Origin of the sequence: Paramicrobacterium agarici (genome assembly GCF_002563955.1) — a bacterium.
Classification (GTDB): Bacteria; Actinomycetota; Actinomycetes; order Actinomycetales; family Microbacteriaceae; genus Paramicrobacterium; species Paramicrobacterium agarici.
Window position 1 is genome coordinate 3045252 of the sequence record NZ_PDJE01000001.1, and the last position, 24266, is coordinate 3069517.

The 24266-nt window shown below is 66.5% G+C and carries 22 protein-coding genes; 13 read left to right on the forward strand and 9 right to left on the reverse strand.

The annotated features are described in order from the left end of the window. Positions 1-257 precede the first annotated feature (257 nt). Genes ATJ78_RS14860 through nagA form a run of 6 tightly spaced genes read left to right on the forward strand, consistent with a single transcriptional unit; the run spans position 258 to position 5781 of the window. Positions 258-1148: an SIS domain-containing protein gene (locus ATJ78_RS14860; RefSeq protein ID WP_098408952.1), complete on the forward strand. Its 891-nt coding sequence runs from the start codon at positions 258-260 to the stop codon at positions 1146-1148. Then, complete coding sequence (locus ATJ78_RS14865; protein WP_098408953.1) at positions 1145-2080, forward strand: ROK family protein; 936 nt, start codon at positions 1145-1147, stop codon at positions 2078-2080. Before ATJ78_RS14860 ends, ATJ78_RS14865 begins: the two co-directional genes overlap by 4 nt. Then, positions 2077-2997 (forward strand): 1-phosphofructokinase family hexose kinase, encoded by a 921-nt coding sequence (locus ATJ78_RS14870; protein ID WP_098408954.1) that lies wholly within the window; start codon positions 2077-2079, stop codon positions 2995-2997. Before ATJ78_RS14865 ends, ATJ78_RS14870 begins: the two co-directional genes overlap by 4 nt. Beyond that, complete coding sequence (locus ATJ78_RS14875; protein ID WP_098408955.1) at positions 2994-3848, forward strand: class II fructose-bisphosphate aldolase; 855 nt, start codon at positions 2994-2996, stop codon at positions 3846-3848. Before ATJ78_RS14870 ends, ATJ78_RS14875 begins: the two co-directional genes overlap by 4 nt. Then, a complete protein-coding gene (locus ATJ78_RS14880; protein ID WP_098408956.1) occupies positions 3845-4633 on the forward strand; it encodes a DeoR/GlpR family DNA-binding transcription regulator in 789 nt (262 codons plus the stop codon). Before ATJ78_RS14875 ends, ATJ78_RS14880 begins: the two co-directional genes overlap by 4 nt. After that, positions 4630-5781 (forward strand): N-acetylglucosamine-6-phosphate deacetylase, encoded by a 1152-nt coding sequence (gene nagA, locus ATJ78_RS14885; RefSeq protein WP_098408957.1) that lies wholly within the window; start codon positions 4630-4632, stop codon positions 5779-5781. The genes ATJ78_RS14880 and nagA overlap by 4 nt, the downstream gene beginning before the upstream one ends. Before the next feature lie 167 nt (positions 5782-5948). Here the strand turns inward: nagA and mnhG are convergent, their stop codons facing one another. From mnhG to ATJ78_RS14915, 6 genes are read right to left on the reverse strand one after another with little or no spacing between them, the layout of a single operon-like run. Continuing rightward, positions 5949-6311, reverse strand: coding sequence for a monovalent cation/H(+) antiporter subunit G (gene mnhG, locus ATJ78_RS14890; protein WP_098408958.1), 363 nt, complete (start codon positions 6309-6311; stop codon positions 5949-5951). Then, positions 6308-6571 (reverse strand): MrpF/PhaF family protein, encoded by a 264-nt coding sequence (locus tag ATJ78_RS14895; RefSeq protein WP_098409425.1) that lies wholly within the window; start codon positions 6569-6571, stop codon positions 6308-6310. Before ATJ78_RS14895 ends, mnhG begins: the two co-directional genes overlap by 4 nt. 5 nt (positions 6572-6576) lie before the next feature. After that, positions 6577-7176 carry a Na+/H+ antiporter subunit E gene (locus ATJ78_RS14900; protein ID WP_098408959.1) on the reverse strand — a complete coding sequence of 200 codons (600 nt, stop codon included), beginning with the start codon at positions 7174-7176 and terminating at the stop codon, positions 6577-6579. Continuing rightward, entirely contained in the window at positions 7173-8738 is a 1566-nt protein-coding gene (locus ATJ78_RS14905) for a Na+/H+ antiporter subunit D (RefSeq protein ID WP_098408960.1), read from the reverse strand. Before ATJ78_RS14905 ends, ATJ78_RS14900 begins: the two co-directional genes overlap by 4 nt. Further along, positions 8735-9211, reverse strand: a complete 477-nt coding sequence (locus ATJ78_RS14910) for a sodium:proton antiporter (protein ID WP_098408961.1) — start codon at positions 9209-9211, stop codon at positions 8735-8737. Before ATJ78_RS14910 ends, ATJ78_RS14905 begins: the two co-directional genes overlap by 4 nt. Further along, entirely contained in the window at positions 9208-12108 is a 2901-nt protein-coding gene (locus tag ATJ78_RS14915; RefSeq protein ID WP_098408962.1) for a Na+/H+ antiporter subunit A, read from the reverse strand. Before ATJ78_RS14915 ends, ATJ78_RS14910 begins: the two co-directional genes overlap by 4 nt. Before the next feature lie 516 nt (positions 12109-12624). On the opposite strand from ATJ78_RS14915, the gene ATJ78_RS16205 reads away from it, so the two are divergent. Beyond that, positions 12625-14739, forward strand: coding sequence for a sigma-70 family RNA polymerase sigma factor (locus ATJ78_RS16205; protein ID WP_098408963.1), 2115 nt, complete (start codon positions 12625-12627; stop codon positions 14737-14739). Positions 14740-14807: 68 nt separating this feature from the next. Here ATJ78_RS16205 and ATJ78_RS14925 read toward each other — a convergent pair whose 3' ends face one another. Then, positions 14808-16037: an MFS transporter gene (locus ATJ78_RS14925; RefSeq protein WP_169923477.1), complete on the reverse strand. Its 1230-nt coding sequence runs from the start codon at positions 16035-16037 to the stop codon at positions 14808-14810. 233 nt (positions 16038-16270) lie between these two features. Here ATJ78_RS14925 and ATJ78_RS14930 point away from each other — a divergent pair, with 233 nt between their 5' ends. Together ATJ78_RS14930 and ATJ78_RS14935 are read left to right on the forward strand one after the other, a co-directional pair. After that, a complete protein-coding gene (locus ATJ78_RS14930; RefSeq protein WP_098408965.1) occupies positions 16271-17956 on the forward strand; it encodes a sodium-dependent transporter in 1686 nt (561 codons plus the stop codon). Then, positions 17953-18066, forward strand: a complete 114-nt coding sequence (locus tag ATJ78_RS14935; protein ID WP_098408966.1) for a methionine/alanine import family NSS transporter small subunit — start codon at positions 17953-17955, stop codon at positions 18064-18066. Before ATJ78_RS14930 ends, ATJ78_RS14935 begins: the two co-directional genes overlap by 4 nt. Before the next feature lie 60 nt (positions 18067-18126). On the opposite strand, the gene ATJ78_RS14940 is transcribed toward ATJ78_RS14935, so the two are convergent. Then, positions 18127-19359, reverse strand: a complete 1233-nt coding sequence (locus ATJ78_RS14940; protein ID WP_098408967.1) for an MFS transporter — start codon at positions 19357-19359, stop codon at positions 18127-18129. An 87-nt stretch (positions 19360-19446) separates the two neighbouring features. On the opposite strand from ATJ78_RS14940, the gene ATJ78_RS14945 reads away from it, so the two are divergent. The 4 genes from ATJ78_RS14945 (at position 19447) to ATJ78_RS14960 (ending at position 22767) form a co-directional block, all read left to right on the forward strand. Further along, positions 19447-19845, forward strand: a complete 399-nt coding sequence (locus ATJ78_RS14945; protein WP_098408968.1) for a MerR family DNA-binding transcriptional regulator — start codon at positions 19447-19449, stop codon at positions 19843-19845. A 62-nt stretch (positions 19846-19907) separates the two neighbouring features. Beyond that, the gene (gene purU / locus ATJ78_RS14950) at positions 19908-20795 is read left to right on the forward strand and encodes a formyltetrahydrofolate deformylase (protein ID WP_098408969.1); all 888 of its coding nucleotides are present in this window, start codon (positions 19908-19910) and stop codon (positions 20793-20795) included. Positions 20796-20809: 14 nt separating this feature from the next. Next, positions 20810-21976, forward strand: coding sequence for a MalY/PatB family protein (locus ATJ78_RS14955; RefSeq protein WP_098408970.1), 1167 nt, complete (start codon positions 20810-20812; stop codon positions 21974-21976). An 83-nt stretch (positions 21977-22059) separates the two neighbouring features. Next, a complete protein-coding gene (locus ATJ78_RS14960) occupies positions 22060-22767 on the forward strand; it encodes a hypothetical protein (RefSeq protein WP_098408971.1) in 708 nt (235 codons plus the stop codon). Between the two features lie 71 nt (positions 22768-22838). Here ATJ78_RS14960 and ATJ78_RS14965 read toward each other — a convergent pair whose 3' ends face one another. Next, positions 22839-24206: a cation:dicarboxylate symporter family transporter gene (locus ATJ78_RS14965; protein WP_098408972.1), complete on the reverse strand. Its 1368-nt coding sequence runs from the start codon at positions 24204-24206 to the stop codon at positions 22839-22841. Positions 24207-24266: the final 60 nt, after the last annotated feature.

Below are 24266 nucleotides of genomic sequence, written 5' to 3' on the forward strand. Positions count from 1 at the left end.
GCGCGAGGCGGATGGGCTGCCGTGTCGACGTCATGAACGCCGGTGAGGTCAGGGAGGGGACGCCATTGCGCACACCGGTTGCCCAGCTTGTGGCGTGGCGCATGCCGCTGAGTCGACGGGGCTGAGTGGAGGGCATGGCGACTCTGTGCGCTGCGGGTGGGCGTCGCTCATGTGAGGTGAGTGATTGCGCTTCTGATTGATTCTGATTGATGTGGCTATGCAATAATCAGTTTCACGCATAAACGAGAGGATGCGCCATGCCTGACGCCGGTGCCTACATGGCCCAAGAGCTAGCCAGCCAACCCGAGATGTGGTCGCGCGCGATTACGCAGAGCGACGACGCAGCGAAGCTTCCTGCGGCAGGACAACGCGTCGCCGTCGTCGGGTGCGGAACCTCGTGGTTCATGGCGCAATCCTACGCGGCCCTGCGCGAAACCGCTGGGCTCGGAATCACCGATGCCTTCGCCGCAAGCGAGGCGTTCATCGACCGCGACTACGACGCGATCATCGCGCTGACGCGGTCAGGCACCACGACCGAGGTACTCGAGCTGCTGGAGCACGTGGGCGACTCGACGCGTACGATCGCCATCATCGGCGACACCGAGACCCCCATCGTCAACATGGTCAACGATGTCATCGCGTTTCCCTACGCTGACGAGAAGTCCGTCGTGCAGACGCGTTTCGCCACGACCGCGCTCACGTTCCTGCGCCACTCGACGGGCGCCGACGTCTCGGCACAGATCTCTGACGCCGAGAAGATTCTCGACGAGCAGCTGCCGACAGAACTCGTCAACGCCGAGCAGTTCTCGTTCCTCGGCCGCGGCTGGACGACCGGCCTCGCCCACGAGGCCGCGCTGAAGATGCGCGAAGCATCGCAGTCGTGGACCGAGTCGTACTCTGCCATGGAGTACCGCCACGGCCCGATCGCGATCGCCGCTCCCGGCCGCGTGAGCTGGATGTTCGGAGAGGCCCCGAGCGGGCTCGCCGACAGCGTCGCCCTCACCGGCGCGCACTTTGAAGACGCTCGCATCGACCCGCTCGCCGATCTCGTGCGCGCCCAGCGCGTCGCCCTTCAGCGGGCGCTCAACGCCGGGCTCGACCCCGACACGCCGCGCAACCTCACGCGGTCGGTGGTTCTCGACGTATGACCTCACTGCTCGGCCCCGGAGCTCCCGTTCTCGCGTTCGACGTGGGCGGCACTGATCTCAAGTCCGCCCTCGTCGCGCCCGACGGCGAACTGCTCGGGGTGCAGCGCACACCGACGCCCGTTCAGCCGGAGCACACGGAGAAGTCGGTGCTCGAGACGATCACTCGTCTGGGAGCGGCGTTGCGCGAGCAGCATCCATCGATCTCGCCTGAAGCGGTCGGACTCATCGCCCCCGGCGTCGTCGACGACGAGCGCGGTCTCGGCCTCTTCGCCGAGAATCTGAACTGGCATGACGTGCCGTTCCGCGACCTCGCTGAAAAGGCGTTCGGACTGCCGGCATCGTTCACCCACGATGTGCGGGCCGCAGGCGAGGCCGAGTACCGGCTTGGCCCGGCGTCGGCGTACCGCGATGCGCTCGTCGTCACGATCGGCACGGGCATCGCGGCAGCGATCTTCATCGATGGCAAGCCCGTCGCCGGCGATGGCTACGCGGGAGAGCTCGGCCACTCGGTCATCGCACCGGGAGGCGAGCCATGCGCGTGCGGGGGCCGCGGCTGCCTTGAGGCAATCGCGTCGGCCGCGTCGATCACCCGCCGCTACAACAGGCTCACACCGTCGCCCGTCCCCGGTGCCCGCGAAGTACTCGAGAGGGCCCGCGCGGGAGACACGGATGCCGAGGCGGTCTGGATCACGGCCCTCGACGCCCTCGGGCTCGGCCTGTCGCACGCCACGGCGCTGCTCGCCCCCGAGGTCATTGTGCTCGGCGGCGGGCTCGCCCAGGCCGGCGACGCCCTCTTCAATCCCGTTCGCGAGCGCCTGTATTCGCACTTGACGTTCCACAGGCGCCCAAAGCTCATGCACGCCAGCATCGGTCAGAACGCCGGCCTGGTTGGCGCGGCCCTGCGCGCTCGTGCTGTGCTGGAGACACCATGATCATCACGGTCACTCCCAACCCAGCGCTCGACGCCACGATCACACTCGAGCGCCTGACGCCCGGTGCCACACACCGTGTCGCCCCCGCCGAGCTGCGCGCCGGCGGCAAAGGCATTAACGTCGCGCGTGTGCTGACCGATCAGGGTGAGGATGCTGTCGCCATCGCGCCCGTGAGCGCGACGGAGGCCGCGTTCAGCGCCGACCTCGGCGACGTGCCGCACTCCCTCGTGGGAACGCCGTGGCCGCTGCGCCGCTCAACCGCGATCGTCGAGACCGAGGGCGGAACGACGACGGTCATCAACGAATCGGGAAGCCCACAGCCGCTCACCGTATGGACGGAGCTGCACGACGTCGTGACGTCGCGACTGCCTCGCGCGCGATGCCTCGTCGTCTCGGGCAGCACGCCTCCCGAGGCGCCCGACGACCTCGCGGCAGACCTCATCGCCCCCGCGAACGCCGCCGGCGTCGCCACGATCGCCGACGCGACAGGCGCACAGCTTCTCGGGGCTGCACGCGCGGGAGCACAGCTGCTCAAGCCCAACCGCGACGAGCTGCGCGACACGACAGGTGAATCGGATGCTGTCGCGGGAGCCCACGCCCTGCAGAACCTCGGCGCGGGAATCGTTGTCGTCTCGCTCGGCGAAGAGGGAATGATCGCCGTACCCGCGGACGGTGCACCCGTGCGCCACGCGCGCCTCGACCGCGTGCTGCGCGGAAACCCCACGGGAGCGGGAGACGCGGCCGTCGCATCGCTTGCGGCACACCTCGCCGCCCGAGAGACCGACATCGACACGCTGCTGCGGCGGGCCGTCGCCTGGTCGGCAGCCGCCGTGCTCATGCCGCTGGCCGGCAGCATCCATTCTTCTCATACCGACCTCGCCCGTGACGTGACGATCACGACCCTGGAGACTCCATGACCCTCACCCCGACGCGCAGCATCATCGACGACGCCGTGCAGGCGCGCTCAGGCGTCGCCGCATTCAACGTGATCCACCTCGAGACGGCCGAGGGCCTCGTCGCCGCCGCCGAACGCTCGCAGCTGCCGGTCGTGCTGCAGATCTCGCAGAACTGCGTCGGCTATCACGGCGCGCTCGAACCCATCGCGACCGCGTGCGCTGCCCTCGCCGAGCAGTCGAGCGCGAGCGTCGCCCTGCACCTCGACCACGCCGAAAGCGAAGACCTCACGCGCGAGGCCGTCGACCTCGGGTTCGGCTCAGTCATGTACGACGGCGCGAAGCTGCCGTATGGCGAGAACGTCGCGGCAACGGCCCGCAGCGTTGCCTACGCGCACGCGGCGGGCGTCTTCGTCGAGGCCGAGCTCGGCGAAGTGGGCGGCAAAGACGGTGCGCACGCTCCCGGCGTACGCACCGACCCGGCCGAGGCTTCGGACTTCGTCGCCGAGACGGGAGTCGACGCTCTCGCCGTGGCCGTCGGCTCATCGCACGCCATGACCGAGCGCGTCGCGGCGCTCGACCTTGACCTCATCTCGCGCCTGCACGCCGCCCTCGACGTGCCGCTCGTGCTGCACGGCTCGTCTGGCGTCGCCGACGATGTGCTCACGCTCGCCGTGCGCGCGGGCATGACGAAGATCAACGTGTCGACGCACCTCAATGGCGTGTTCACGGGGGCGATTCGCGAGTTTCTGGCGACGAACCCGGCCGTCGTCGACTCGCGCAAGTACCTCGCCCCGGCGCGGGCTGCTCTGTCGGCCGAGGCCGAGCGACTGCAGCGACTGTTCGCCCTCGCCCCGCACGGAGGCACAACGTGAACCGGTCAGAGCGGCTGCAGGCCGTGCTCGATCTGCTCGCCGAGAACGGGCAGATCGAGGTTGACGACGTCGTCGACGCACTCGAGGTCTCCCCCGCTACCGTGCGCCGCGACCTCGACACGCTCGCGAGTCAGAACCTCCTCTCGCGCACGCGCGGCGGGGCCGTCGGGCACTCCGTCTCGTACGATCTTCCGCTGCGGTACAAGCGCGGGCAGCGGGCCGACGAGAAGGCCGCGATCGCGCGCGCCGCGAGCGAGCTCGTCGCGCCGGGCTCCGTCGTCGGGCTGTGCGGCGGCACCACGTCGACCGCGGTCGCGAGCGAGCTTGCCACGCGCGGCGACCTGAGCGACCCGCAGGGCGATGCTGGCCTCACCGTCGTCACCAACGCGATAAACATCGCCTCGCAGCTGGCCCTGCGCCCGCACATCAAGGTCGTCGTCTCGGGCGGCGTCGTGCACGCCCGCTCCTACGAGCTGACCGGCCCGTATGCCGACGAGATGCTCGGCAAACTCAGCATCGACGTCGCCTTCATCGGCGTCAACGGCATCGACCCCGAGCAGGGCGCCACGGTGCACGACGAGGGCGAGGCACGCGTCAATCAGCTCATGGCCGAGCGCGCGAAGTCGGCGGTCATCGTGGCAGACTCTCAGAAGATCGGCCGCCGCGCGTTCGCCTCCGTCGCGCCGCTCGATGCGTTCGATCTGCTCATCACCGACGCCGGTGCGAGCCCAGAGACCATCGCCGCGTTCGCCGAGCGCGGCCTCGACGTGAGGATCGCCGAATGACCGTCATCCACTCCGCCCGTCTCGTCACCGATGCACAGGTCACCGAGAACGCGTGGGTGCAGATGACGGATGCTGTCGTCACAGCGACCGGCATCGGCGACGACTGGCGCCGCGCCGCGCCCGACGACGACGTGGTCGACGCCGCGGGCGCGTGGCTGACCCCGGGATTCATCGATATTCACGGGCACGGTGGAGGCGCTGCCGCCTATGACGACGGGCGCGAGGCCGTCGCCACGGCGGTCGCCGTGCATCGCGCTCACGGAACGACGCGCTCGGTGCTCTCGCTCGTGACAGCATCCGTCGCCGACCTGGCGCAGCGTGCCGCCATGATCGCCGAGCTGACAGCATCCGACCCGCTCATTCTCGGCTCGCATCTGGAGGGCCCATTTCTCGACGTCGGGCACAAGGGCGCGCACACCGCTGACCTGCTCGTTGCACCGACGCGCGATGACATCGAGACGCTGCTGAGCGCCGCTGACGGTTCGCTGCGGCAGATCACGCTCGCTCCCGAACTCGACGGTGGGCTCGACGCCGTTCGCGCGTTCAGCGACGCGGGCGTGCGCGTTGCCGTCGGGCACACGGATGCTGATTACGAGACGACGCTCGCCGCGTTCGACGCCGGCGCGACGCTGCTCACACACGCGTTCAACGCGATGAACGGCATTCACCACCGCGCCCCGGGCCCCGTGATCGCCGCGCTCGGCCGCGACGACGTCACGCTCGAGGTGATCAACGACGGCACTCACGTGCACGCCGACGTCGTGCGCATGCTCTTCGGCGAGGCGCCTGGCCGGATCGCGCTCATCACCGATGCGATGGCCGCCGCCGGAGCCGCCGATGGCGCGTACACGCTCGGCGGACTCGATGTGACCGTGCGCGACGGCGTCGCCCGTCTCGACGACGGGAGCGAGACCGGCGGTTCGATCGCCGGTTCGACGCTGCTGCTCGACGAGGCGCTGCGCCGCGCGGTGACCGACGTGCGCCTGCCGATCGAACAGGCGGTGGATGCTGTCACGGGCGCTCCCGCCCGCGCGCTCGGCCTCACCGAGCTCGGCAGTCTGCGCCCCGGATTCGCCGCCGACGCTGTGCTGCTCTCCTCCGAGTTCGACGTTCTCGGCGTGTGGGCTGACGGCAACCGGCTGCGCTAGCGGATCAGCCGTTCGGTTTGACCTCGATGCGCCGCTGAGTTCACCGGCCAACGTGCTCTAATTTCGGAAATTTGGTGCCGATCACCGTCAGCTCTGCGCGCGAGGCCCGGAATCTCGCGGCTCTCATCGAGCCCCCTCGGAGAATTTCCGAATTTAGCGCATGCGGTTCAGTGTTTCTGCGTGCGCTCTGCCTGCTCGATGCGCCGCGCCAGGTCGTCGCGCAGCAGCGATTCGCGGTGAACGCTGCCCGCGCGGTACCCCGCCCGACCGACCATGTGCGCCGAGATCGGCGCCGTGAGTCCCTGGAAGAAGATGATCGCGATCGCCATCGTGATCGTGACAACCGCGGGGGTGTTGAGCGCGATGTCGGCCATCATCGCGATGAGACCGAGAATCTGCGGCTTCGTCGCCGCGTGCAGTCGCGTCAGAACGTCGGGCATGCGCAGCAGGCCGATGCCCGCCGCGAGGCACATCACGGCAGCGACGAGCACGAGAACCATCGTGATCCAGTCACGGACTTCGCCGGTCATGTGTCGTCCTTTCGTCCCATGAACTTCGCAACGCTCACCGACCCGATGAACGCGAACGCCGCGAGCACGAGCAGCAGCGGAAGCGTCGTCGTGTGGTGGTTGATCGCCATCTCGGCCCCGAGTCCGCACATGACCGTGACCAGCAGCACATCACTGGCCACAACCCGGTCGAGCAGCGTCGGCCCCGCGATCAGCCGGTACAGCGACGCGAGGGCACCCGCGGCGAAGAGCACGATCGCCACTCCGATGAGCACGTTCATGACGGTCACTGCTCCTCACCTCTGTCGATGGTGACGGATGCTGCCGAGCCAGCGCGCACGCGATCGATGTCGGCCTTCGTTCCCAGCGCGAGCGCGATGCGCTTCTCGGTGCGCAGCACTTCGTCTTCGAACGCCTCCACCTCGGCGAGCGTGCGCACGTTGATGACATGCACGTAGAGAACCGAGTCTTCGCGATCGACGTCGAGAACAATCGAGCCGGGAACGATCGAGATCGCCTCGGCCGTCCACGTCATAATCAGGTCGGAGCGAGTGCGCAGCGGCACCGCCGTGATCGCGTTCGAGGGCACGTACGTCGGGCGCATCACGAGCCACGCGATGCCGACCGACGCGCGCACGATGTCCCACAGCAGACGCGCGAAGAATACGAACGTGTACCAGGGGTTCACACGGATGCTCATCTGCACGGCGGGCAGGTAGAACACGATCGAGACGCCGAGGGCGAGAATCACGCCCGTGATGAGCGACAGCCAGGTGAACTGCCCCCACAGCAGCATCCAGATCACCACGAGTCCCACGCTGAGAATGATGAGCCCTCCGGGCGACGATCGCTCCTCGCGCGGCTTCACCTCTGGTTCGCTGCTCATCGCTCACCTCCCCCGAAGACGGCGCTCACGTAGTTGCCGGGGTCGCTCAGGTTGTCTGCGGCCCTGTCGGTGTAGCCGAACAGCGGCCCGGCGAGCAGCGTGAGCGCGACGGTCACGGCGACGAGCCCCGTCGTCGCGCCGAGCATGAGCTTCGAGATGCTCTTGGTCATGACGCTGCCGGAGTCGTCGGGGCTCTCGCTCAGCGATGCGAGTAGCGGAGACGAGTAGCCCCTCACCTCGTTGCGGCTGCGCCAGAACCCCATGTTCCACACGCGAACAAGGGCGTACAGCGTGAGCAGCGACGTGGCGGCGCCCGCGGCGACGAGCACGTAGATGAGCCAATCCGCCTGCTCAAGACCGGCTTGGAACAGCGCGAGCTTGCCGAGAAATCCCGAGAACGGTGGGATGCCGCCCAGGTTCATGGCGCCGATGAAGAACAGTACAGCCACCATGGGGGATGCTTTCAGTACGCCGCCGAGCCGAGAGATCGATGTCGACCCGCCCACGCGCTCCACGAGCCCCGCGGCGAGAAACAGCGTGGTCTGCACGGCAATGTGGTGCACGATGTAGTAGATCGTCGCCGAGAGCGCATGGACTCCCCCGATGGCGATGCCGAAGATCATGTACCCGATGTGGCTCACGAGCGTGAACGACAGCAGCCGCTTGATGTCGGCTTGCGCGAGAGCGCCGAGAATGCCGATGAGCAGCGTGAAGAACGCGACGATCATGAGCGGCACTCTCAGCGGAACGTCGACGAAGAGCACGTTGTCGGTGCGGATGATCGCGTAGACGCCCACCTTAGTGAGCAACCCGGCGAACACAGCGGTGACCGGCGCGGGCGCGGTCGGGTACGAGTCGGGAAGCCAGAACGACAGTGGGAACACGGCCGCCTTGATGCAGAACGCCATAAGCAGTGCGACGCACAGGATCATCTGGATGTCCATCGGCAGGTCGCGGATGCGCTCGGAGATGAGCGCGATCGTCACGGTTCCTGTCGCGCCATAGATGAGCGCGATGGCGGCGAGAAAGATGATCGACGATACGAGGCTGACGACGATGTACGTCACTCCCGCTCGGATGCGCGCACCCGTGCCTCCGAGCGTGAGCAGCACGTAGCTCGCCGAGAGCAGCATCTCGAAGGCGACGTAGAGGTTGAACAGGTCGCCCGCGACGAACGCGTCGAACACGCCAGCGGCCAGCACGAGGTAGGTCGGGTGGAAGATCGAGACCGGCGTCTCCTCGTCGTTCTGATCGACGATGCCCTGACCGATCGAGAAGATGAGAACGCCGAGCAGCATGAGCGACGAGATCAGGAGCATGATGGCCGACAGCCGGTCGGCGACGAGCACAATCCCCCACGGAGCATCCCACCCGCCGATGTGCACGACGGCGGTGCCGTTCGTGTCGACGTCGAACATCAGGGCGAGGCTCAGCACCGTCACGAGCACGAGGCTCAGCGTGCTCACGATCACCTGAAGTCGCGTGCGGCGCCCGAGCGCGAGTGTGACGGCCGCGCCAAGCAGCGGAATGGCGACGACGAGCGGCAGAAGAGAGGCGATCATCGGTCCCCTCTCGTCGTGTCGGAGTCGTCGTCGACGTGCTCGTCGCTCGCGTCGAGCAGGTCTTGAATGGCCTGATCGTCGACGTCGACGGCGTCGAACGTGGCCTCTGTGGTCTGTTCGGTGTCTGACGCGTGCTCGTCGGGCACGGTGTCTCCGCGATCGCCGAGCCTCGCGAGCCACCACGACCGGTAGATGAGCGCGAGCAGAAATGCCGTGATGCCGAAGTTGATCACGATGGCCGTGAGCATGAGCACCTGAGGCAGCGCGTCAACCATGGGAGCATCCGCCGTCGAATCGCTCACGATCGGCGCCGACCCGCTCGGCCCGCTCATGATGAAGATGAGAATGTTCGTGGCGTTGCCCACGAGCAGAAACCCGATGAGCACGCGCGTGAGGCTGCGCTCGAGCATGACGTAGACGCCGGCTGCGTACAGCACGGCCATGATGATCACGAGGGTGAGGGATGCTGTCATGCCGAACCTCCTCGAGAGCCGACGCTGACCTCGGCGTCATCGAGCTGCCGATCGACCTCGCCGCCGAGGCTGCGCAGAATGTCGAGGATGAGCCCGACGACCACGAGGTAGACGCCGATGTCGAAGATCGTCGATGTGCCGATCGAGAGGTGCCCGAGCACCGCCACGTCGGCCTCGAGGTACGCCGAGGTGAGGGCGTCGGCGCCGAAGAACAGCGAACCGACAGCGGTACCCACAGCGAGCAGGATGCCGGCGCCGAGAATCTTGCCCGCGTCGACGGTGACGGCCTCCGCGAGCTCGAAGCGGCCGCCAGCGAGATAGCGAGCAATGAGCGCGAGCCCCGCGAGAAGGCCCCCCGCGAATCCGCCGCCTGGCTGGTTGTGTCCGACGAACAGCAGGTAGATCGACACGATGATCGCGGGGTGGAACAGCAGCCGCACGACGACCTCGAGCAGAATCGAACGGTGCCGCAGCGACAGGGTGCGACCGGCGAAGATCCACGTGTGCCGCGTCTCGGTCTCGCCGTGAGCCGGCGCGAGCGGGTCGTGCACGACTTGGCGGCGACGCGCCGAGCGGCGCATGGCGCGAGCACCTGCGATGCGCGGCATCGCTCCCATGCGCCCCGACACGAACAGCAGGCTCGCGACTCCCGTCGCCACGACAACGAGCACGGAGATCTCGCCCATCGTGTCCCACGCGCGAATGTCGACGAGCATCACGTTGACGATGTTGCGGCCGTGCCCCTCGGTCACGGCGAGCTCCGGAAGGTCGACGGCGATCGTCTGAGCTTGACGCGCGGCAAGCGCGACGACGCCGACGATTCCCATTGTGAGGCCGACGAGAGCGCCGATCAGCATCCGCCGTTTCTTCTGCACAGGCTTGTTGTGCTGCGCGATCTTGACGGGCAGCCGCCGCAGCACGAGCACGAAGATCACAATCGTCGCCATCTCGACGAGCCCCTGCGTGATCGCGAGGTCGGGTGCGCCGTGCAGTGCGAAGAGCGCAACGAGACCGTAGCCCGTGATGCCGACCAGCAACACGGCGGTCATGCGCTGTTCGACCAGGGCGGCCAGGATCGCGGCGACGATCATGATGAGGCCGATAACCGGCTGCGCGGGGTAGTCGAAGAGGCGGATGCTGTCGGGCCACGTTCGGTTCATCGACAGCGTGAACACGACGCCGGCCACGAACACGACGAGGATCGTGGCGAGGTACTGCGAGAGACCACCGCGCTGGGCGAAGATCGTCGTGCGGGCGGCGAAGCGGTCGACGACGCTCAGCACGGACCAGTAGCCGCGCGACGCTTCTATCCAGTCGGGCACGAGGTCTTGCAGGCGCGCCACGGCGGTTCGCACGGCGAACAAGGCGAGACCGACGATGAGCACTCCGGCCGAGACGGCGAGCGCGGGCTGCAGGCCGTGCCACAGGGCGAGATGTGCCGACCCGGGGCCCGCGAAGCTCGCCGCGTAGACGCCGAGCGGTGCGTCGATCAGGCCGGGGGCGACGCCGAACACGATCGTCGCGACGGTGAGAATGACCGGCGACACCATGAGTCCGCGGCTGCTGTGTGTGAGCGGAGTCGGCGCGCAATTCTCGCGGCGGGCGAATGCACCCCAGAAGAAGCGCGCCGTGTACGCGACGGTGAGCGCAGAGCCGACCGCGGTTCCGACGAGGGCGACCCAGCCCCAGTCACTTCCCGCGAGCCCCGCGTCGATGAACGACGTGAACACGGCCTCTTTGGCGACGAAGCCGAATAACAGTGGAACGCCCGCCATTGAGAGGCACGCAACGGCCGAGACGCTCATGAGCACGGGCGCACGCCTGCCGAGGTCTGAGAGCTTTCGCCAGTCGCGTGTTCCCGTGCGATGGTCGATGATGCCGACCACGAGAAAGAGCGTCGCCTTGTACAACGCGTGCGCGAGCAGAAGCGCCACCGCGGCGAGGGCGGCATCATGAGTGCCGAATCCGGCGATCACGATCAAGAAGCCCAGTTGACTCACGGTGCCGTATGCGAGAACGAGCTTGAGGTCGTACTGCCGCAGAGAGCGCCATGCCCCGACGAGCATGGCCGCGAGCCCGAGAACGATGAGTGTCGGCATCCACCCCGGTGAATCTGCATAGCCTGGCGCGAATCGGCCGACGAGGTAGATGCCCGCTTTGACCATCGCGGCGGCGTGCAGGTACGCACTCACGGGGGTCGGAGCGGCCATCGCGGCGGGCAGCCAGAAGTGGAACGGCACGATCGCCGACTTCGACAGCGCGCCGATGAGAATCAGAATGACGGCTGTCGCGACGGCCGGGCCCTCTTGCGGCTGGGCGACCATGGCGGCGATCGATGTCGTGCCGTTGGCGACGACCATCATCACGACTCCGACGAGCATGATGAGCCCGCCGAATGTCGTGACCAGCAGAGCCTGCAGCGCTGCACCGCGTGATTCTTTGCGGCCCGTGTAGTGCCCGATGAGCAGATACGACAGAACGCTCGTGATCTCCCAGAACATGAACAGCACGACGATGTCGTCGGTGATCACGAGCCCGTACATGGTGCCTGCGAACGCGAGCATGAGGCCCGCGAAGCGTCCGAGCCCCGGTTCGTCTGTCGAGAAGTAGTGTGCGCAATACAGCAGAACGAGCGCGCCGACTCCCGTGACCACGAGAGAGAGCAGCCAGGCCAGGGCATCGACGCGGAATGACAGCTCTACGCCGAGCGAGGGAATCCATGCATACGATTCGAGGGCTTCGTGCCCGTCGAGAATCGTCGGCGTCTGCAGCAGTGTGAGAACAAATGCCGCCAGCGGAACCAGGGCGATCACGAAGAACACCCGGGTCGAGAGCCATCGCGTGAGATTCGGCGTGACAATTGACAGCACCAAGAATGCGGTCAAGAGCACTGCCATGCGCGTCTCCGAAATGTCGGCGGCGGTTTCTCCTTATTCTACAGAGTCCACTACGCGCACTTCCGAGAAAATCGAGAGTAACTCTGCAGATGCCCAGAGAGGAATATTTCCGCCGATCGCGCTGTTGACGCCCCGAAATCCAGTGCGGTGAGACGCGGCGACCCCCATTGCCGTGCCGCGTCCCACCGCATCCGACCTCGCTGGCGTGCTCCCGAAGTCGGATCCCTGATGGGGCTCGGGTTTCCCATCAGGTATCCGGCTGCTCGTGACGAGCTTCCGGGCCACCGCTAGGGACGATGGCGTCCGTCGCGCCCACTCCTGTGTCGTGCGTGCGACGTCCTTCACTCTGAGAGAGGGCAGTATCGCGAGATTATGACGCGGGTTCGCAAATATTCTTTCTGGATATTTTCCCGCCGCTGGCCGACAATGGCCGACGGCGTCATAATTCGCCGCTGACCGCATCTCTTAAGGGAGCAGCTCCTGCTTCGCCCCTTCGATCGCTGAGAGAATCACTCTATGTTTGGTGCCAACGCCGCTGAGCCGTCGGACTCCCGTCTGATTGAGCGCACGCGCGACGGCGACGAGAGCGCGTACGCGGAGCTGTGGCGGCGGCATTCGGCGGCTGGTCTCACGGTTGCGCGGTCGATCACGTCGAGCCTCGACCACGACGACCTCGTGCAAGAGGCGTTCGTGCGCGTGTTCACGGCAGTGCGCAAGGGCGGCGGCCCCAAAGGAGCATTTCGGCCGTACCTCTTCACGACACTGCGCAACACCGCGGCCGAGTGGGGGCGCAAGCGACGCGAGACCTCGCTCGACAGGCTCGAATCGTTCGAAGACCCGGCAACCAGCGAGGCTGAGACCGAGGCGGCACTCGATCGCGGGCTGACCGCCAAAGCCTTCCGCAGTCTGCCCTCCCGCTGGCAGGAGGTGCTGTGGTACTCAGAGGTCGAGCAGATGACGCCCGCCGAGATCGGACCGTTGCTCGGCATGAAGACGAACAGCGTCGCAGCGCTCACCTATCGTGCGCGCGAAGGTCTGCGGCAGGCCTGGATTCAGGCTCACATCAACTCGGCCGTTGAGGGGTCGGAGTGCCGCTGGACGCTGGAGCGAATGGGTTCGTACGCACGATCGGCTCTCGGCAAGCGCGACACCGTGCGGTTCGAGGAGCACCTCGACGAGTGCGCACGGTGCACGATCGTCGTTGCCGAGGCGAAGGCAGTTGGCTCGAGAATCGCACTTGTCCTGCTGCCGCTCGCGATCGGTGCGACGGGGGCGAGTTCGTATCTCGCGTGGCTGCAATCGGGGCAGGATGCTGCGGTCATGGCGATGCCCGCAGGACTCGCCGCGAGCGTCGGCGCACCGGCTGGCGCGGCCGGCGCAGGAGCCGCGTCCGGTGGCAGTGGTGGCGCGAGCGGAGGAGGAGCAAGCGGCAGCGCGGGCGGAGCAGGGACGACGAGTACCGGCCTTTCTGCGGGAGCCCTCGCGGTCGGCGGAACGGTGATTGCCGGCGTGCTGGCGGCAGCGGTAGCGGCGGCCGTCATCTTCATTCCCACGCTGTCGCCGGTTGACGGCGACGCGCAGACGTCGCCACCGCAGGCTGCGGGGCAGCCGCCAGCCGTCGGGGACCCCGATGATGGCGCGGAGCTTGTGCTTCCCGACGAGAAGCTTCCACCTGAAGACAGCGTCCCGCCGGCCGACGACGCGCCGCCTGCCGACAGCCCTCCTGCTGCTGAGCCTCCTGCGCAAGACCCGCCGGTCGCGGCGCCGCCGGTGGACGAACCTCCGTCCGACGACGTGGACGACGCGGCTCCTCCATCGAAGCCGGACGACTCCGACGATGACACGGTAAATCCCCCTCCCGGGGAGACACCGCTGGCCGCTCCCTCAGACATCGCGTACGACAACGGCGGCGGTACCTCGTACCCCGTGGTGTCAGGAACAGCGGCTCCCGGCAGTACGGTGACGCTCGCAATCACGTCGGCGGGCGAAGAGCCGACGACGCAGTCGACCGGAGAATCGGCGAGTCTCATGATGGCGCCGACAGCTGCGTCTATCGAACCCCTCGTCGTCACTGCCGACGGGCAAGGAGCATGGGTGACGGAGCCCCTCAGATACAACCCCGGTGCCTACTCACTGACGGCGACGACAACGCTTGGTGAAAGATCATCTCCGGCGTCGGCTCCCGTCGAGTTCGTCGTAACGGCGTCTCCAGCCATCACGGGCGTCGGAGGCACTGCGCACTGCAGCTTGGATCCCGCTACTGAAGAAATTGCCTGCGACGAGGCCACCGCTGTGGACATCACATCACTCACATTTGCGGGGACCAACAACGCGCCGGTGCAAATTACTCTGACGAACGGCGACGCGTCGCCGTTCGTATGGACGGCAGAGATCAGCGACGAGGGGACGCTGGCGTGGGAATTCGAGGACCCGCTTCCGGTCGAAGTTGCTCTGGGCGACACCGTGTCGATCGAGTACGTGGCGTCCGGTAGCGCGGTCCCGGGAACGTCGAGGCTTCTCTTGACCTATCTTGAAGATCCTGCCGTGGCTTCACCTGGATCTTCTGCAGCCGCATCCATCGACCCGCCCAGTCGCGCTATGCGTTCCGAGGATCTGGTCAGCGGAGCCTGAAGGAGAAGTGAGTTGCACGAAATGGCTGGCCCAGGAGCATCGCTGAATGACCACTTTCTGCAACTCACTTACGTGACAACCCGGCGGCGGCTCCGCAGCACGACAGCCAGCACAATCACGAGACCCACAACCGTGAGCGCCGCATTGACCAGCGGCAGCGACTGAATGCCCAGCCACGGCAGCAGCATCGCGCCGAGGAACGCTCCCCCGCTGATGCCCACGTTGAAGGCCGTCGTGTAGATCGCACTCGCCGTGTCACGAAAGCGCTCGCTCGCCGTCTGCAGCATCCTTGTCTGCAACAGCGGCGGCACCATGCCGAATGCCAGCCCCCACACGGCGAGCGCGACCATCGATCCCCAAAAGCCACCGACCGTGAATGCGAGAGCCAGAACGGATGCTGCGACTCCGGCGAGCCCGATCACAATGCCGAGCCGCGTGCGGCGGGCGAACACCGTTCCTGTCAGAACGAGACCGATCGCTCCGGCGCCGCCGTAGACGAACAGCGCAATGCTGATGTACTCGGAGGGCACACCGACGGGGTCGAGCAGAAACGGCGTGACATACGTGTAGAAGGCGTAGTTGCCGATCATGATGATCGCGACGGTGACGCAGATCACGAGCACCGGAACGACAGTGGAATCGCGGCGCTTCGTGGCGCCAGCATCCTGTGCCTCGTGCTTCTCGCGGGCAACGGGAGCGAGCCAGAGCAGAACCGCAATCGCCCCCAGAATGAGGCCGGCCGAGATGGCGACGAACGCCCAGCGCCAGCCCACAGCATGCCCGAGTGCTGTCGCGAGCGGAACGCCGAGCACGAGCGCGAGCGTGCCGCCCGCAAGCGTGAGCGACACGGCGCGGCTGAGGTTCTCGCGCGAGACGATGCGCGCGGCATACGCCGGAACGAGCGACCAGAACAGGCCATGCGCGAGGCCGCCGACAATGCGCGCGACAACCACGAGCGCGTAGGTGGGCGCAAGTCCCGTGGCGAGGTTGGCGATGCCGAGCACAACGAGCACGGCAACGATGAGCGGCTTGCGCGGCAACCGTACGGTGAGCGCGGTCAGCGGTGCGCTCGTGATCACGACAGTGAATGCGAAGATCGACACGAGTAGGCCGATCTGACCCTCGGTGACGCTGAGCGCAGAACTCATCTCGGGCAGGAGCCCCGTGGGCGTGACCTCGCTCGTAATCGCGAGAAAGACGCCTGCCGAGAGCAGAATGAGCCCGAGCCACGGAAACGGCCGGCGGTCGGTGGGGATGCTCGCAGAACGCGGAGCAACAGGAATTGGGGAGGTAGTCATCGGAAGAATCCAACAACGGCGTTCACTCGGGCGGGGAAGACCTGCGCCACCGAGTTCGACTTCGCGCCCATGTGCGCGCCCAGGGCTCGACGAGAATGCGTGAACCGCCACATATTCTACGGCACAGCCCGATTTTCGCGACCCACCGGCGAGGCGCAGCATGGAAAGCTGTGTTTCTGCCGAGAATCACGGCATGATGGGTGCACTACATCACTCGAACAACGAGGTGGAAAGTGAAAGCTAAATCATCGGCCGTGGGCCTCAGAACGCGCGAGACGTTCTCGGGGCGCAACGCCTTCATCTTCGCGGCGATCGGATCCGCCGTCGGGCTGGGCAACATCTGGCGCTTCCCCTACGTCGCGTATGACAACGGCGGCGGCGCCTTCATTGTGCCGTACCTGATCGCGCTGGTCACGGCGGGAATCCCGCTGCTGTTTCTCGACTACGCCATCGGTCACAAGTTCCGCGGTTCACCGCCCATGGCGTTCCGGCGTCTGCACAAGAAGGCCGAGATGTTCGGCTGGTGGCAGGTGCTGATCTGCTTCGTCATCGCCGTGTACTACGCCGTCATCATCGCGTGGGCCGCCTGCTACACCTGGTTCTCTGTCACGAAGGCGTGGGGGGACGACCCGGCGGGCTTCTTGATGGGCGAATACCTGCAGGTCGCCGACGAGGTGAACGTGCAGTTCAACTTCGTTCCCGGCGTGCTGATTCCGCTCATTCTCGTGTGGGTCGCGGCCATCGCGATTCTCGCATTCGGCGTCCAGAAGGGCATCGCCCGCTCGGCGATGATCTTCATTCCGCTGCTCTTCGTGATGTTCATCATCCTTGTCGTGCAGTCGCTGTTCCTCCCGGGTGCCTTCGAAGGGCTCAACGCACTGTTCACGCCCGACTGGAGCCGCATGGCCGACAGCGGAATCTGGATCGCGGCGTACGGGCAGATCTTCTTCTCGCTCTCGGTGGCGTTCGGCATCATGCTCACGTACGCGTCGTATCTCAAGAAGAAGACCGACCTCACCGGCAGCGGTTTCGTCGTCGGGTTCTCGAACAGCGGGTTTGAGATCCTCGCCGGAATCGGCGTCTTCGCCGCTCTCGGGTTCATCGCAACTCAGAACGGCCAGGCGGTCGACGAGGTTGCAGCATCCGGTATCGGTCTGGCGTTCATCGGATTCCCGACGATCATCTCGCAGGCTCCGGCGGGCGCTTTGCTCGGCGTGCTGTTCTTCGCCTCGCTCGTCTTCGCCGGCTTCACGTCGATGGTCAGCATCCTCGAAGTCGTCATCTCGGCGATCAAGGACAAGCTGGGCCTCGGGCGCGTCAGTGCGACGCTCTGGGTCGGCATTCCCATGGCGATCATCTCGATTCTGCTATTCCCCACGACGACGGGTCTCAACCTGCTCGACGTGACCGACGCATTCGTGAACAGCTTCGGAATCGTCGCGGTCGCCCTGGTCGTCGTGATCTTCCTCACGGCGGGCTTCACGGCACTGCCGAAGCTGCGCGATCACCTGAACAAGACGTCGTCGATTCGCATGGGCCGCACGTGGATGATGTTCGTCGGCGGAATCACGCCGATCATTCTCGGCTACATTCTCATCGACTCGCTGCAGACGATGATCAGCGAAGGCTACGGCGACATGCCCGCGTGGTTCGTCGGCGTGTTTGGCTGGGGCATGGCGATCGCGCTCGTCGTTGTCGCGTACCTGCTGTCGAAACTGCCGTGGTCGTCGAAGTCAGCGCTTCACGATCCCGACATCGACGGCGAGCCGGTCTCAGCGCCGATTCTCGACCCCGAGATCGACGCGAAGGAAATCGCGCGTCACGACGCAGAGACGGGCGAGTTCGCCGCCGCGAACGCACCCGATGAGCCTGCCGCAGCAACGAGACGCTCGGCGCGCAACGGAAAGGACAGGCCATGAGCGCATCCGCCATCATCATGATGCTCGTCGCGATCGTCACGGTGTGGGGCGGCATGGCCGTCTCGATCGTTCACCTCATGCGGCATCCCGAAGAGCACGACGACGAGTGATGCATCCGTGAACACGAGCGGGCGCTGCGGCATCAGCCGTCGGCGCCCGCTCGTTTTCGTTCACGCGCGTGCGCGTGAGGCGAGCTTCTGCGCGAGCAGAACGAGAACGACGGATGCTGTCGAGGCCACGGCCGTGAGGGCGGCATTCGCGGGCGTGCCCGCCGTGCTCTCGACCACGCCGCCCACCCACGACCCCGCGGCGATTCCGCTGTTGAACGACACGACCAGCGCCGCGCTCGCGGTGGCGCGCAGCTGCGGTGACGCCGTGCGCATGACGGCGGTCTGCACGAGCGGCGACATTGCTCCCATCGCCACACCCCAGACGAAGACGCCGGCGACGACGAGAGCGGGAACGGCCGGCGCGACAGCAAGCGCCACGGTGGCCACGGCCATGCTGGCGAAGGTGACGGGCAGCGCGATCGAGGGCCAGCGATCCACCGTCAGTCCGCTCACGAGGATGCCGACGAATCCCGCCGCCCCGAAGAGCGCGAGCAGCGGCCCCGTCCAGCCCGCGTCGAAGTGCGCCGCGTCGGTCAGGTAGGGCGTGATGTAGGCGAAGAGCGTGAAGTGCCCGAACGCGAAGACCAGTGCCGCGGCGAGCAGCGCGGCGACCGGGGCACGCGACGCGTCACCTTTCGCGGGCTCCGCGTCCGGCTCGCTCTGTGCGGGCACGGAAGCCTCGGAGGCAACGCGCGGCAGAAAGCGCGCCACGACGAACGACAGGATGCCGACGAGCACACCGACCCCGAGAAATGCGAAGCACCAGTCCCCCACGAGCGCGATCGCCGCCCCGGCCGGAAGCCCGAGTGCGAGCGCAACCGTGACGCCTCCCGTGACGATCGCGAGCCCGCGCCCGAGATGCCGTGAATCGAGAATCGCCGTCGCGTACACGATCACGACGGACCACAGCAGACCGTGTGCCGCTGCCGTGACTACGCGGGTCACGAGGGCGATCTCATACGTCGGCGCGAGCGCCGTTCCAAGGCTTCCCAGGGCGAAGACGGCAAGCGACCCGGACACGACGAGGCGACGGTCGATGCGACGGGTCAGACGAGCAAGCGGGATGCTGGCGAGGATCACCGTGACGGCCCACGCCGACAACAGAAGACCGATTTGCAGATTGTCGGCGCCGAGCGTGGCAGCCATCTGCGGCATGATCGCCGCGGGCAGCGACTCCGCGGCGACAGTGAGTGCCAGCACGAGTGACAGCACACCGGTCGCGAGGTAGGGGAACGACGTGCCCGACTGTACGTCGCTCGGTACCGAGGTGACGGAGGTAGTTGTTTCAGGCATGGCTTGAGCGTAAACTTTGACACTAATGTCAATGTCAAGCACGAATCTCCCTCCGATGCTGAGGGACCCGGCACCAAGGGAGACACGGTGAAGATCGGCGAGCTTTCGGAGCGCACGGGCATACCGACACGGATGCTGCGCTACTACGAACAGCAGGGGCTCATTGCCCCGATGCGCTCAGCCAACGGATACCGCTCATACGCGGAGCGAGACGTCGAGCGCGCGATTCAGGTGCGCGGTCTCGTGCAGTCCGGTCTCTCCACGCGCCTGACGAAGCTCGTGCTCGATGCCGCAGACGTGTGCTCGAGACAAGAGGTCGTCGAATGCTCTGTCGATGTCGCCGACGAGCTGGCCGACGAACTCGCGGCGATCGAGTCGCGCATCAGCTGCCTCACCCGCAGCCGTGACACCGTGCGCGACTTTCTCTGCCGTTCGAACAACAAGGAGCGCCTCCTTCCCGCGGCTGCGTCAGCGTCAGCATCCTGACCCCTCCCCGCCCGCGTGCGCCGGTCGCCCTCACGGGTGGCCAGAATGGCTACTCTTGAGGAGTGACTTCCGCACCCGTTCCCTCTGCTGAGAGCACGAACGACCCGAACCACTGGGTTCTCACGTTCGTGTGCCCCGATCAACCTGGAATCGTGCACGACGTGAGCGGTGCGATCGTGGCCGCGCGCGGCAACATCAGCGAAAGCCAGCAATTCGCGAGCGTCGACACCGACCGGTTCTTCATGCGCCTGCAGGTGCAGTCGTCGGCGTCTCGCGACGAGTTCGAGACGGCGCTGGCCCCCGTGGCCGAGAAGTTCGGCATGACGTGGAACGTCGACACCGTGGGGCGCCCGGTGCGCACGCTCATGCTCGCGTCGACGGCGGCGCACTGCGTCAATGACCTGCTGTTCCGCCAGCGCGCGGGGCACCTGCCCATTGACGTTCCGCTCATTCTCGCGAACCACCCCGACCTCGGCTCGCTCGCGGAGTTCTACGGCGTTCCCTTCGAGTCACAGCCGGTGGTCGACGCCGACACGAAGGCTGCGTTCGAGCAGCGCGTTCTCGACGCCGTCGACGAGTACGACATCGAGCTCGTCGTGCTCGCCCGCTACATGCAGATCCTCTCGCCCGAGCTGTGCGCCGCGCTCGAGGGTCGCGCCATCAACATCCACCATTCCTTTCTCCCTGGATTCAAGGGCGCCAACCCGTACCGCCAGGCGCACGCACGCGGCGTCAAGCTCATCGGCGCCACCGCGCACTTCGTCACGAGCGATCTCGACGAGGGTCCGATCATCGAGCAGAACGTCGTGCGCGTCGACCACACGCAGTCGCCCAAGCAGCTCGTCGCGATCGGGCAAGACGAAGAGAGCCGCACGCTCACGCAGGCGGTGAAGTGGTTCGCAGAAAAGCGCGTGCTGCTCGACGGCGCCCGCACGATCATCTTCAAATAGCAACGGAGGCTTGCGTGACATTCGCCGAACGCATCGACGCGCTGACCATCGACGATCTGAGGCGAACGGGCGCGACAAAGTGGATCGCTCCCGGCATCGACATCGGCGCGTTCATTGCCGAGATGGACTTCGGGGTGGCCGACCCCGTCAAGTCCGCGCTGCGTGACGCGGTCGACGCCGAGGTCTTCGGCTACCTGCCCGAATCGATGCTGCGGGACGTCAAGGCGGCGACAGCATCCGCGCTCGCCTCGCGCGGCTACCCGGTCTCGGCCGACCACGTGATCGCCGTTCCCGACGTGCTGCGCGCGCTCGAGCTCACGCTCACGCGTCTCATGAGCCCGCAGGGCAAGGTCATCGTTCCGACGCCGTCGTACATGCCGTTCCTGTTTCTGCCCCCGCGGCTCGGGCGCGAGGTCATCGAAGTGCCGATGATCGACGACGACGGCACCTGGCGCTTTGACCTCGATGCCTTGCGTGCCGCGTTCGCCGCCGGAGGCGAGATTCTGCTGCTCTGCCAGCCCTTCAACCCGCTCGGGCGCGTGTTCAGTCGCGACGAGCTTGCCGCGGTGAGCTCCGTCGTGGGCGAGGCGGGTGGACGCGTGTTCGCCGACGAGATCTGGGCACCTCTCGTGCTTCCGGGTGCGACGCACGTGTCATATGCAACGGTGTCGGATGCTGCCGCACAACACACGGTCACGGCGACGTCCGCCGCCAAGGGGTGGAACCTTCCGGGCCTCAAATGCGCGCAGCTCATCGTCTCGGGTGACGCCGATCGCGCCCGTTTCGACGACGCGGACTGGATCTCGCACGGTGCCTCGACCATGGGCGCTGCGGCAACGATCGCGGCGTACACCGAGGGTGGCCCGTGGCTCGACGACGTCGTGAGCTACCTCGACGGCAACCGTGCCGAGCTGCTCGATCTCGTCGCCGAGCACCTGCCCGGGGTGACGATGCATCGCCCCGAGGGCACCTACGTCGCGTGGCTCGACTTCACAGCGCTCGGCATCGACTCCCCCGGCGAGTTCTTCGCCGAGAACGCGCGTGTCGGTGTTACCGACGGAGCAGGATGCGGCGCCGCTGGCGTGGGTGGCGCGCGGTTCATCTTCGCAACGCCGCTCCCCATCATGCGCGAGGCGATCACGCGCATGGGAGCGGCGCTGCGCGAGCACGGGCTGGCCTGACAGCATCCGTTTCGACCCTCTCCTGCGACGCTCATGCGCGCCTCAGCTTGTCGAACCGGCCGATCATTGCCACGATAAAGACCGTGAGTGAGTCTCCGTACCAGGCCCTGTTCTTCATTTCGGGCGAGCACGAGCAGCTCGTCAGCTACGTGCAATCGCGGCTTGACGACCTCGCGACCGAGCTCGGGCAGCACGTCGAGCACGACGGCGAGCGCTCTGTGTGGCGGGTGAACGACGACTTCGCGTTCTCGATCACGGCTGAGAAGCTGAGCGACGTGCACGCGTGGGAGTACGCCCAGCGCTACGACGACATTCGCGCGGCGTGGACGGTGTACGACTCGAGCACGCTCATCACGCTCGCGGGCCAGCAAGACGTGATTCTCGAGACCGACGACCAGTACGACGCCGAGTTTCAGCGCCTGCGGTCAGAGCTCGAGTCGCTCGCCGTTGTCGTCGTGGACCCACTCGCGCCGCCGGTCGTCACCGACTCGATCATCATCACACCCCGCGCCGACACAAAGGCTGCTCCCGACTGGTTCGAGCACCAGCACGCCCCGGAGCGCCGCCCCGAGACCCTTCCGACCACGGCGATCATGCGCGGTGAGAAGCCGCGGACCATGCAGGCGATCCTCATCGGCGTCGTGGTCGTGCTCGCGCTCATCCTTGCGGCGATCATCGCGACGTTCGCACCTGTTCTCGGTACGTGGTGGCTCTCGTTCGCGGTGTTCGCCTGCGCCGCGCTCGTGGGAGTCGCTCTCGCAACGTGGCTCGTGCGCCGCGCCAGAGCCTAGCCTTCACGCAACGGCGGGTGCGAGCGCCCGCCAGAGACGGTAGCTCACACCCGCGGGTCGCGCTGACTGCCTCAGCGAGCGGCCTCGAGTTCCTTCTCGGGTTCTGGTTCCCCAGACTTCGGAGCGGTACTCGTATGTGCATCGGGCTCAAGCGCAAGCTCGTCGAACGGGCTCGTGCCCGAGAGCGCAGCACGCGCCTGCTGCATGTCGATCTCGTGCGTCCAGCGCCCGATGAGCAGCGTCGCGACGGCGTTGCCCGTGAAGTTGGTGAGCGCGCGGCACTCCGACATGAACTTGTCGATGCCGACGATCACGCCCATGCCCTCGAGCAGTTCGGGCCGGTGCGCCTGCAGCCCGGCGGCGAGCGTCGCGAGCCCGGCACCCGTGACTCCAGCAGCACCCTTCGACGCGATGATCATGAACACCAGCAGCGACACCTGCTCTCCGAGGTTCATCGGCATGCCCATGGCCGTCGAGACGAACAGCGACGCCATGGTGAGGTAAATCGCGGTCCCGTCGAGGTTGAACGAGTACCCGGTCGGCACCGTGATGCCGACGACCGGCTTCGAAACGCCCGCATGCTCCATCTTCGCGATGAGCCGCGGCAGCGCCGACTCCGACGACGACGTCGAGAAGATCAGCAGGTACTCGCGGGCCAGGTACTTCATGAGCATGAAGATGTTCAGGCCCGTCACGAGTTTCAGGATGCCGCCAAGCACGACCACGATGAACAGCGCGCACGTGAGGTAGAACGCGCCCATCAGAATCGCCATCGACCCGATCGCGGCCCAGCCGGTGTTGCCGACGACGGCGGCGATCGCACCGAAAGCCCCGACGGGAGCGGCCCACATGATCATCATCATGAGCTTGAAGACCACAGCCTGAATGTGACGGATGCCGTTCACAACGGGTTCTCCGGCCTTGCCCATCGACTGCAGCGCGAAGCCCACGAGCAGGGCAAGCACGAGCGTGGGAAGCACCGGAATGTCGCCGGGAATGAGGCTCATCAAGAAGTCGACGGTCGCGTTCGACTCGCCGCCCGCGGCCTCCTTGTACGGCTCGAGGTGCAGGCCGCTTCCCGGATGCACGATGTTGCCGACGACAAGACCGATGACGAGCGCGAACGTCGCCATGACCAAGAAGTACAGCATGGCGAGCCCGCCGACCTTGCCGACCGTCGCCGCGCGGGCGACAGAGCCAACGCCGAGCACGATCGTGCAGAAGATCACGGGCGCGATGATCATCTTGATCAGCGCGACAAACGCGGTTCCGAGGGGTTTCAGCGCGACGCCGGCCTCGGGAAAAATGAGGCCGATCGCGGCGCCAAGCACCACGGCGACGATCACCATGATGTAGAGCCAGTGGGTGCGATCCTTCTTGCGCTGAGGCGAAGCGTTCGAAGACGCGCCCGATGTGCGGGGTTGTGGCGTCATTGCCATGCCGACTCCTAAGTCTGGTAGCGGTTGTCCTGCGTCACCATGCTGGTACCGGGCACGGAT

Excerpts from the sequence above, each read along its gene's own strand:
- ATJ78_RS14925 (WP_169923477.1), bottom strand. The coding sequence starts at position 16,037 with ATGACTACCTCCCCAATTCCTGTTGCTCCGCGTTCTGCGAGCATCCCC.
- ATJ78_RS14965 (WP_098408972.1), bottom strand. The coding sequence starts at position 24,206 with ATGGCAATGACGCCACAACCCCGCACATCGGGCGCGTCTTCGAACGCT.
- ATJ78_RS14905 (WP_098408960.1), bottom strand. The coding sequence starts at position 8,738 with ATGATCGCCTCTCTTCTGCCGCTCGTCGTCGCCATTCCGCTGCTTGGC.
- mnhG (WP_098408958.1), bottom strand. The coding sequence starts at position 6,311 with ATGACCGGCGAAGTCCGTGACTGGATCACGATGGTTCTCGTGCTCGTC.
- ATJ78_RS14865 (WP_098408953.1), top strand. The coding sequence starts at position 1,145 with ATGACCTCACTGCTCGGCCCCGGAGCTCCCGTTCTCGCGTTCGACGTG.
- ATJ78_RS14875 (WP_098408955.1), top strand. The coding sequence starts at position 2,994 with ATGACCCTCACCCCGACGCGCAGCATCATCGACGACGCCGTGCAGGCG.
- ATJ78_RS14900 (WP_098408959.1), bottom strand. The coding sequence starts at position 7,176 with ATGAGCAGCGAACCAGAGGTGAAGCCGCGCGAGGAGCGATCGTCGCCC.
- ATJ78_RS14940 (WP_098408967.1), bottom strand. The coding sequence starts at position 19,359 with ATGCCTGAAACAACTACCTCCGTCACCTCGGTACCGAGCGACGTACAG.
- ATJ78_RS16205 (WP_098408963.1), top strand. The coding sequence starts at position 12,625 with ATGTTTGGTGCCAACGCCGCTGAGCCGTCGGACTCCCGTCTGATTGAG.
- ATJ78_RS14895 (WP_098409425.1), bottom strand. The coding sequence starts at position 6,571 with ATGAACGTGCTCATCGGAGTGGCGATCGTGCTCTTCGCCGCGGGTGCC.
- ATJ78_RS14935 (WP_098408966.1), top strand. The coding sequence starts at position 17,953 with ATGAGCGCATCCGCCATCATCATGATGCTCGTCGCGATCGTCACGGTG.
- ATJ78_RS14870 (WP_098408954.1), top strand. The coding sequence starts at position 2,077 with ATGATCATCACGGTCACTCCCAACCCAGCGCTCGACGCCACGATCACA.
- ATJ78_RS14910 (WP_098408961.1), bottom strand. The coding sequence starts at position 9,211 with ATGACAGCATCCCTCACCCTCGTGATCATCATGGCCGTGCTGTACGCA.
- ATJ78_RS14860 (WP_098408952.1), top strand. The coding sequence starts at position 258 with ATGCCTGACGCCGGTGCCTACATGGCCCAAGAGCTAGCCAGCCAACCC.
- nagA (WP_098408957.1), top strand. The coding sequence starts at position 4,630 with ATGACCGTCATCCACTCCGCCCGTCTCGTCACCGATGCACAGGTCACC.
- ATJ78_RS14915 (WP_098408962.1), bottom strand. The coding sequence starts at position 12,108 with ATGGCAGTGCTCTTGACCGCATTCTTGGTGCTGTCAATTGTCACGCCG.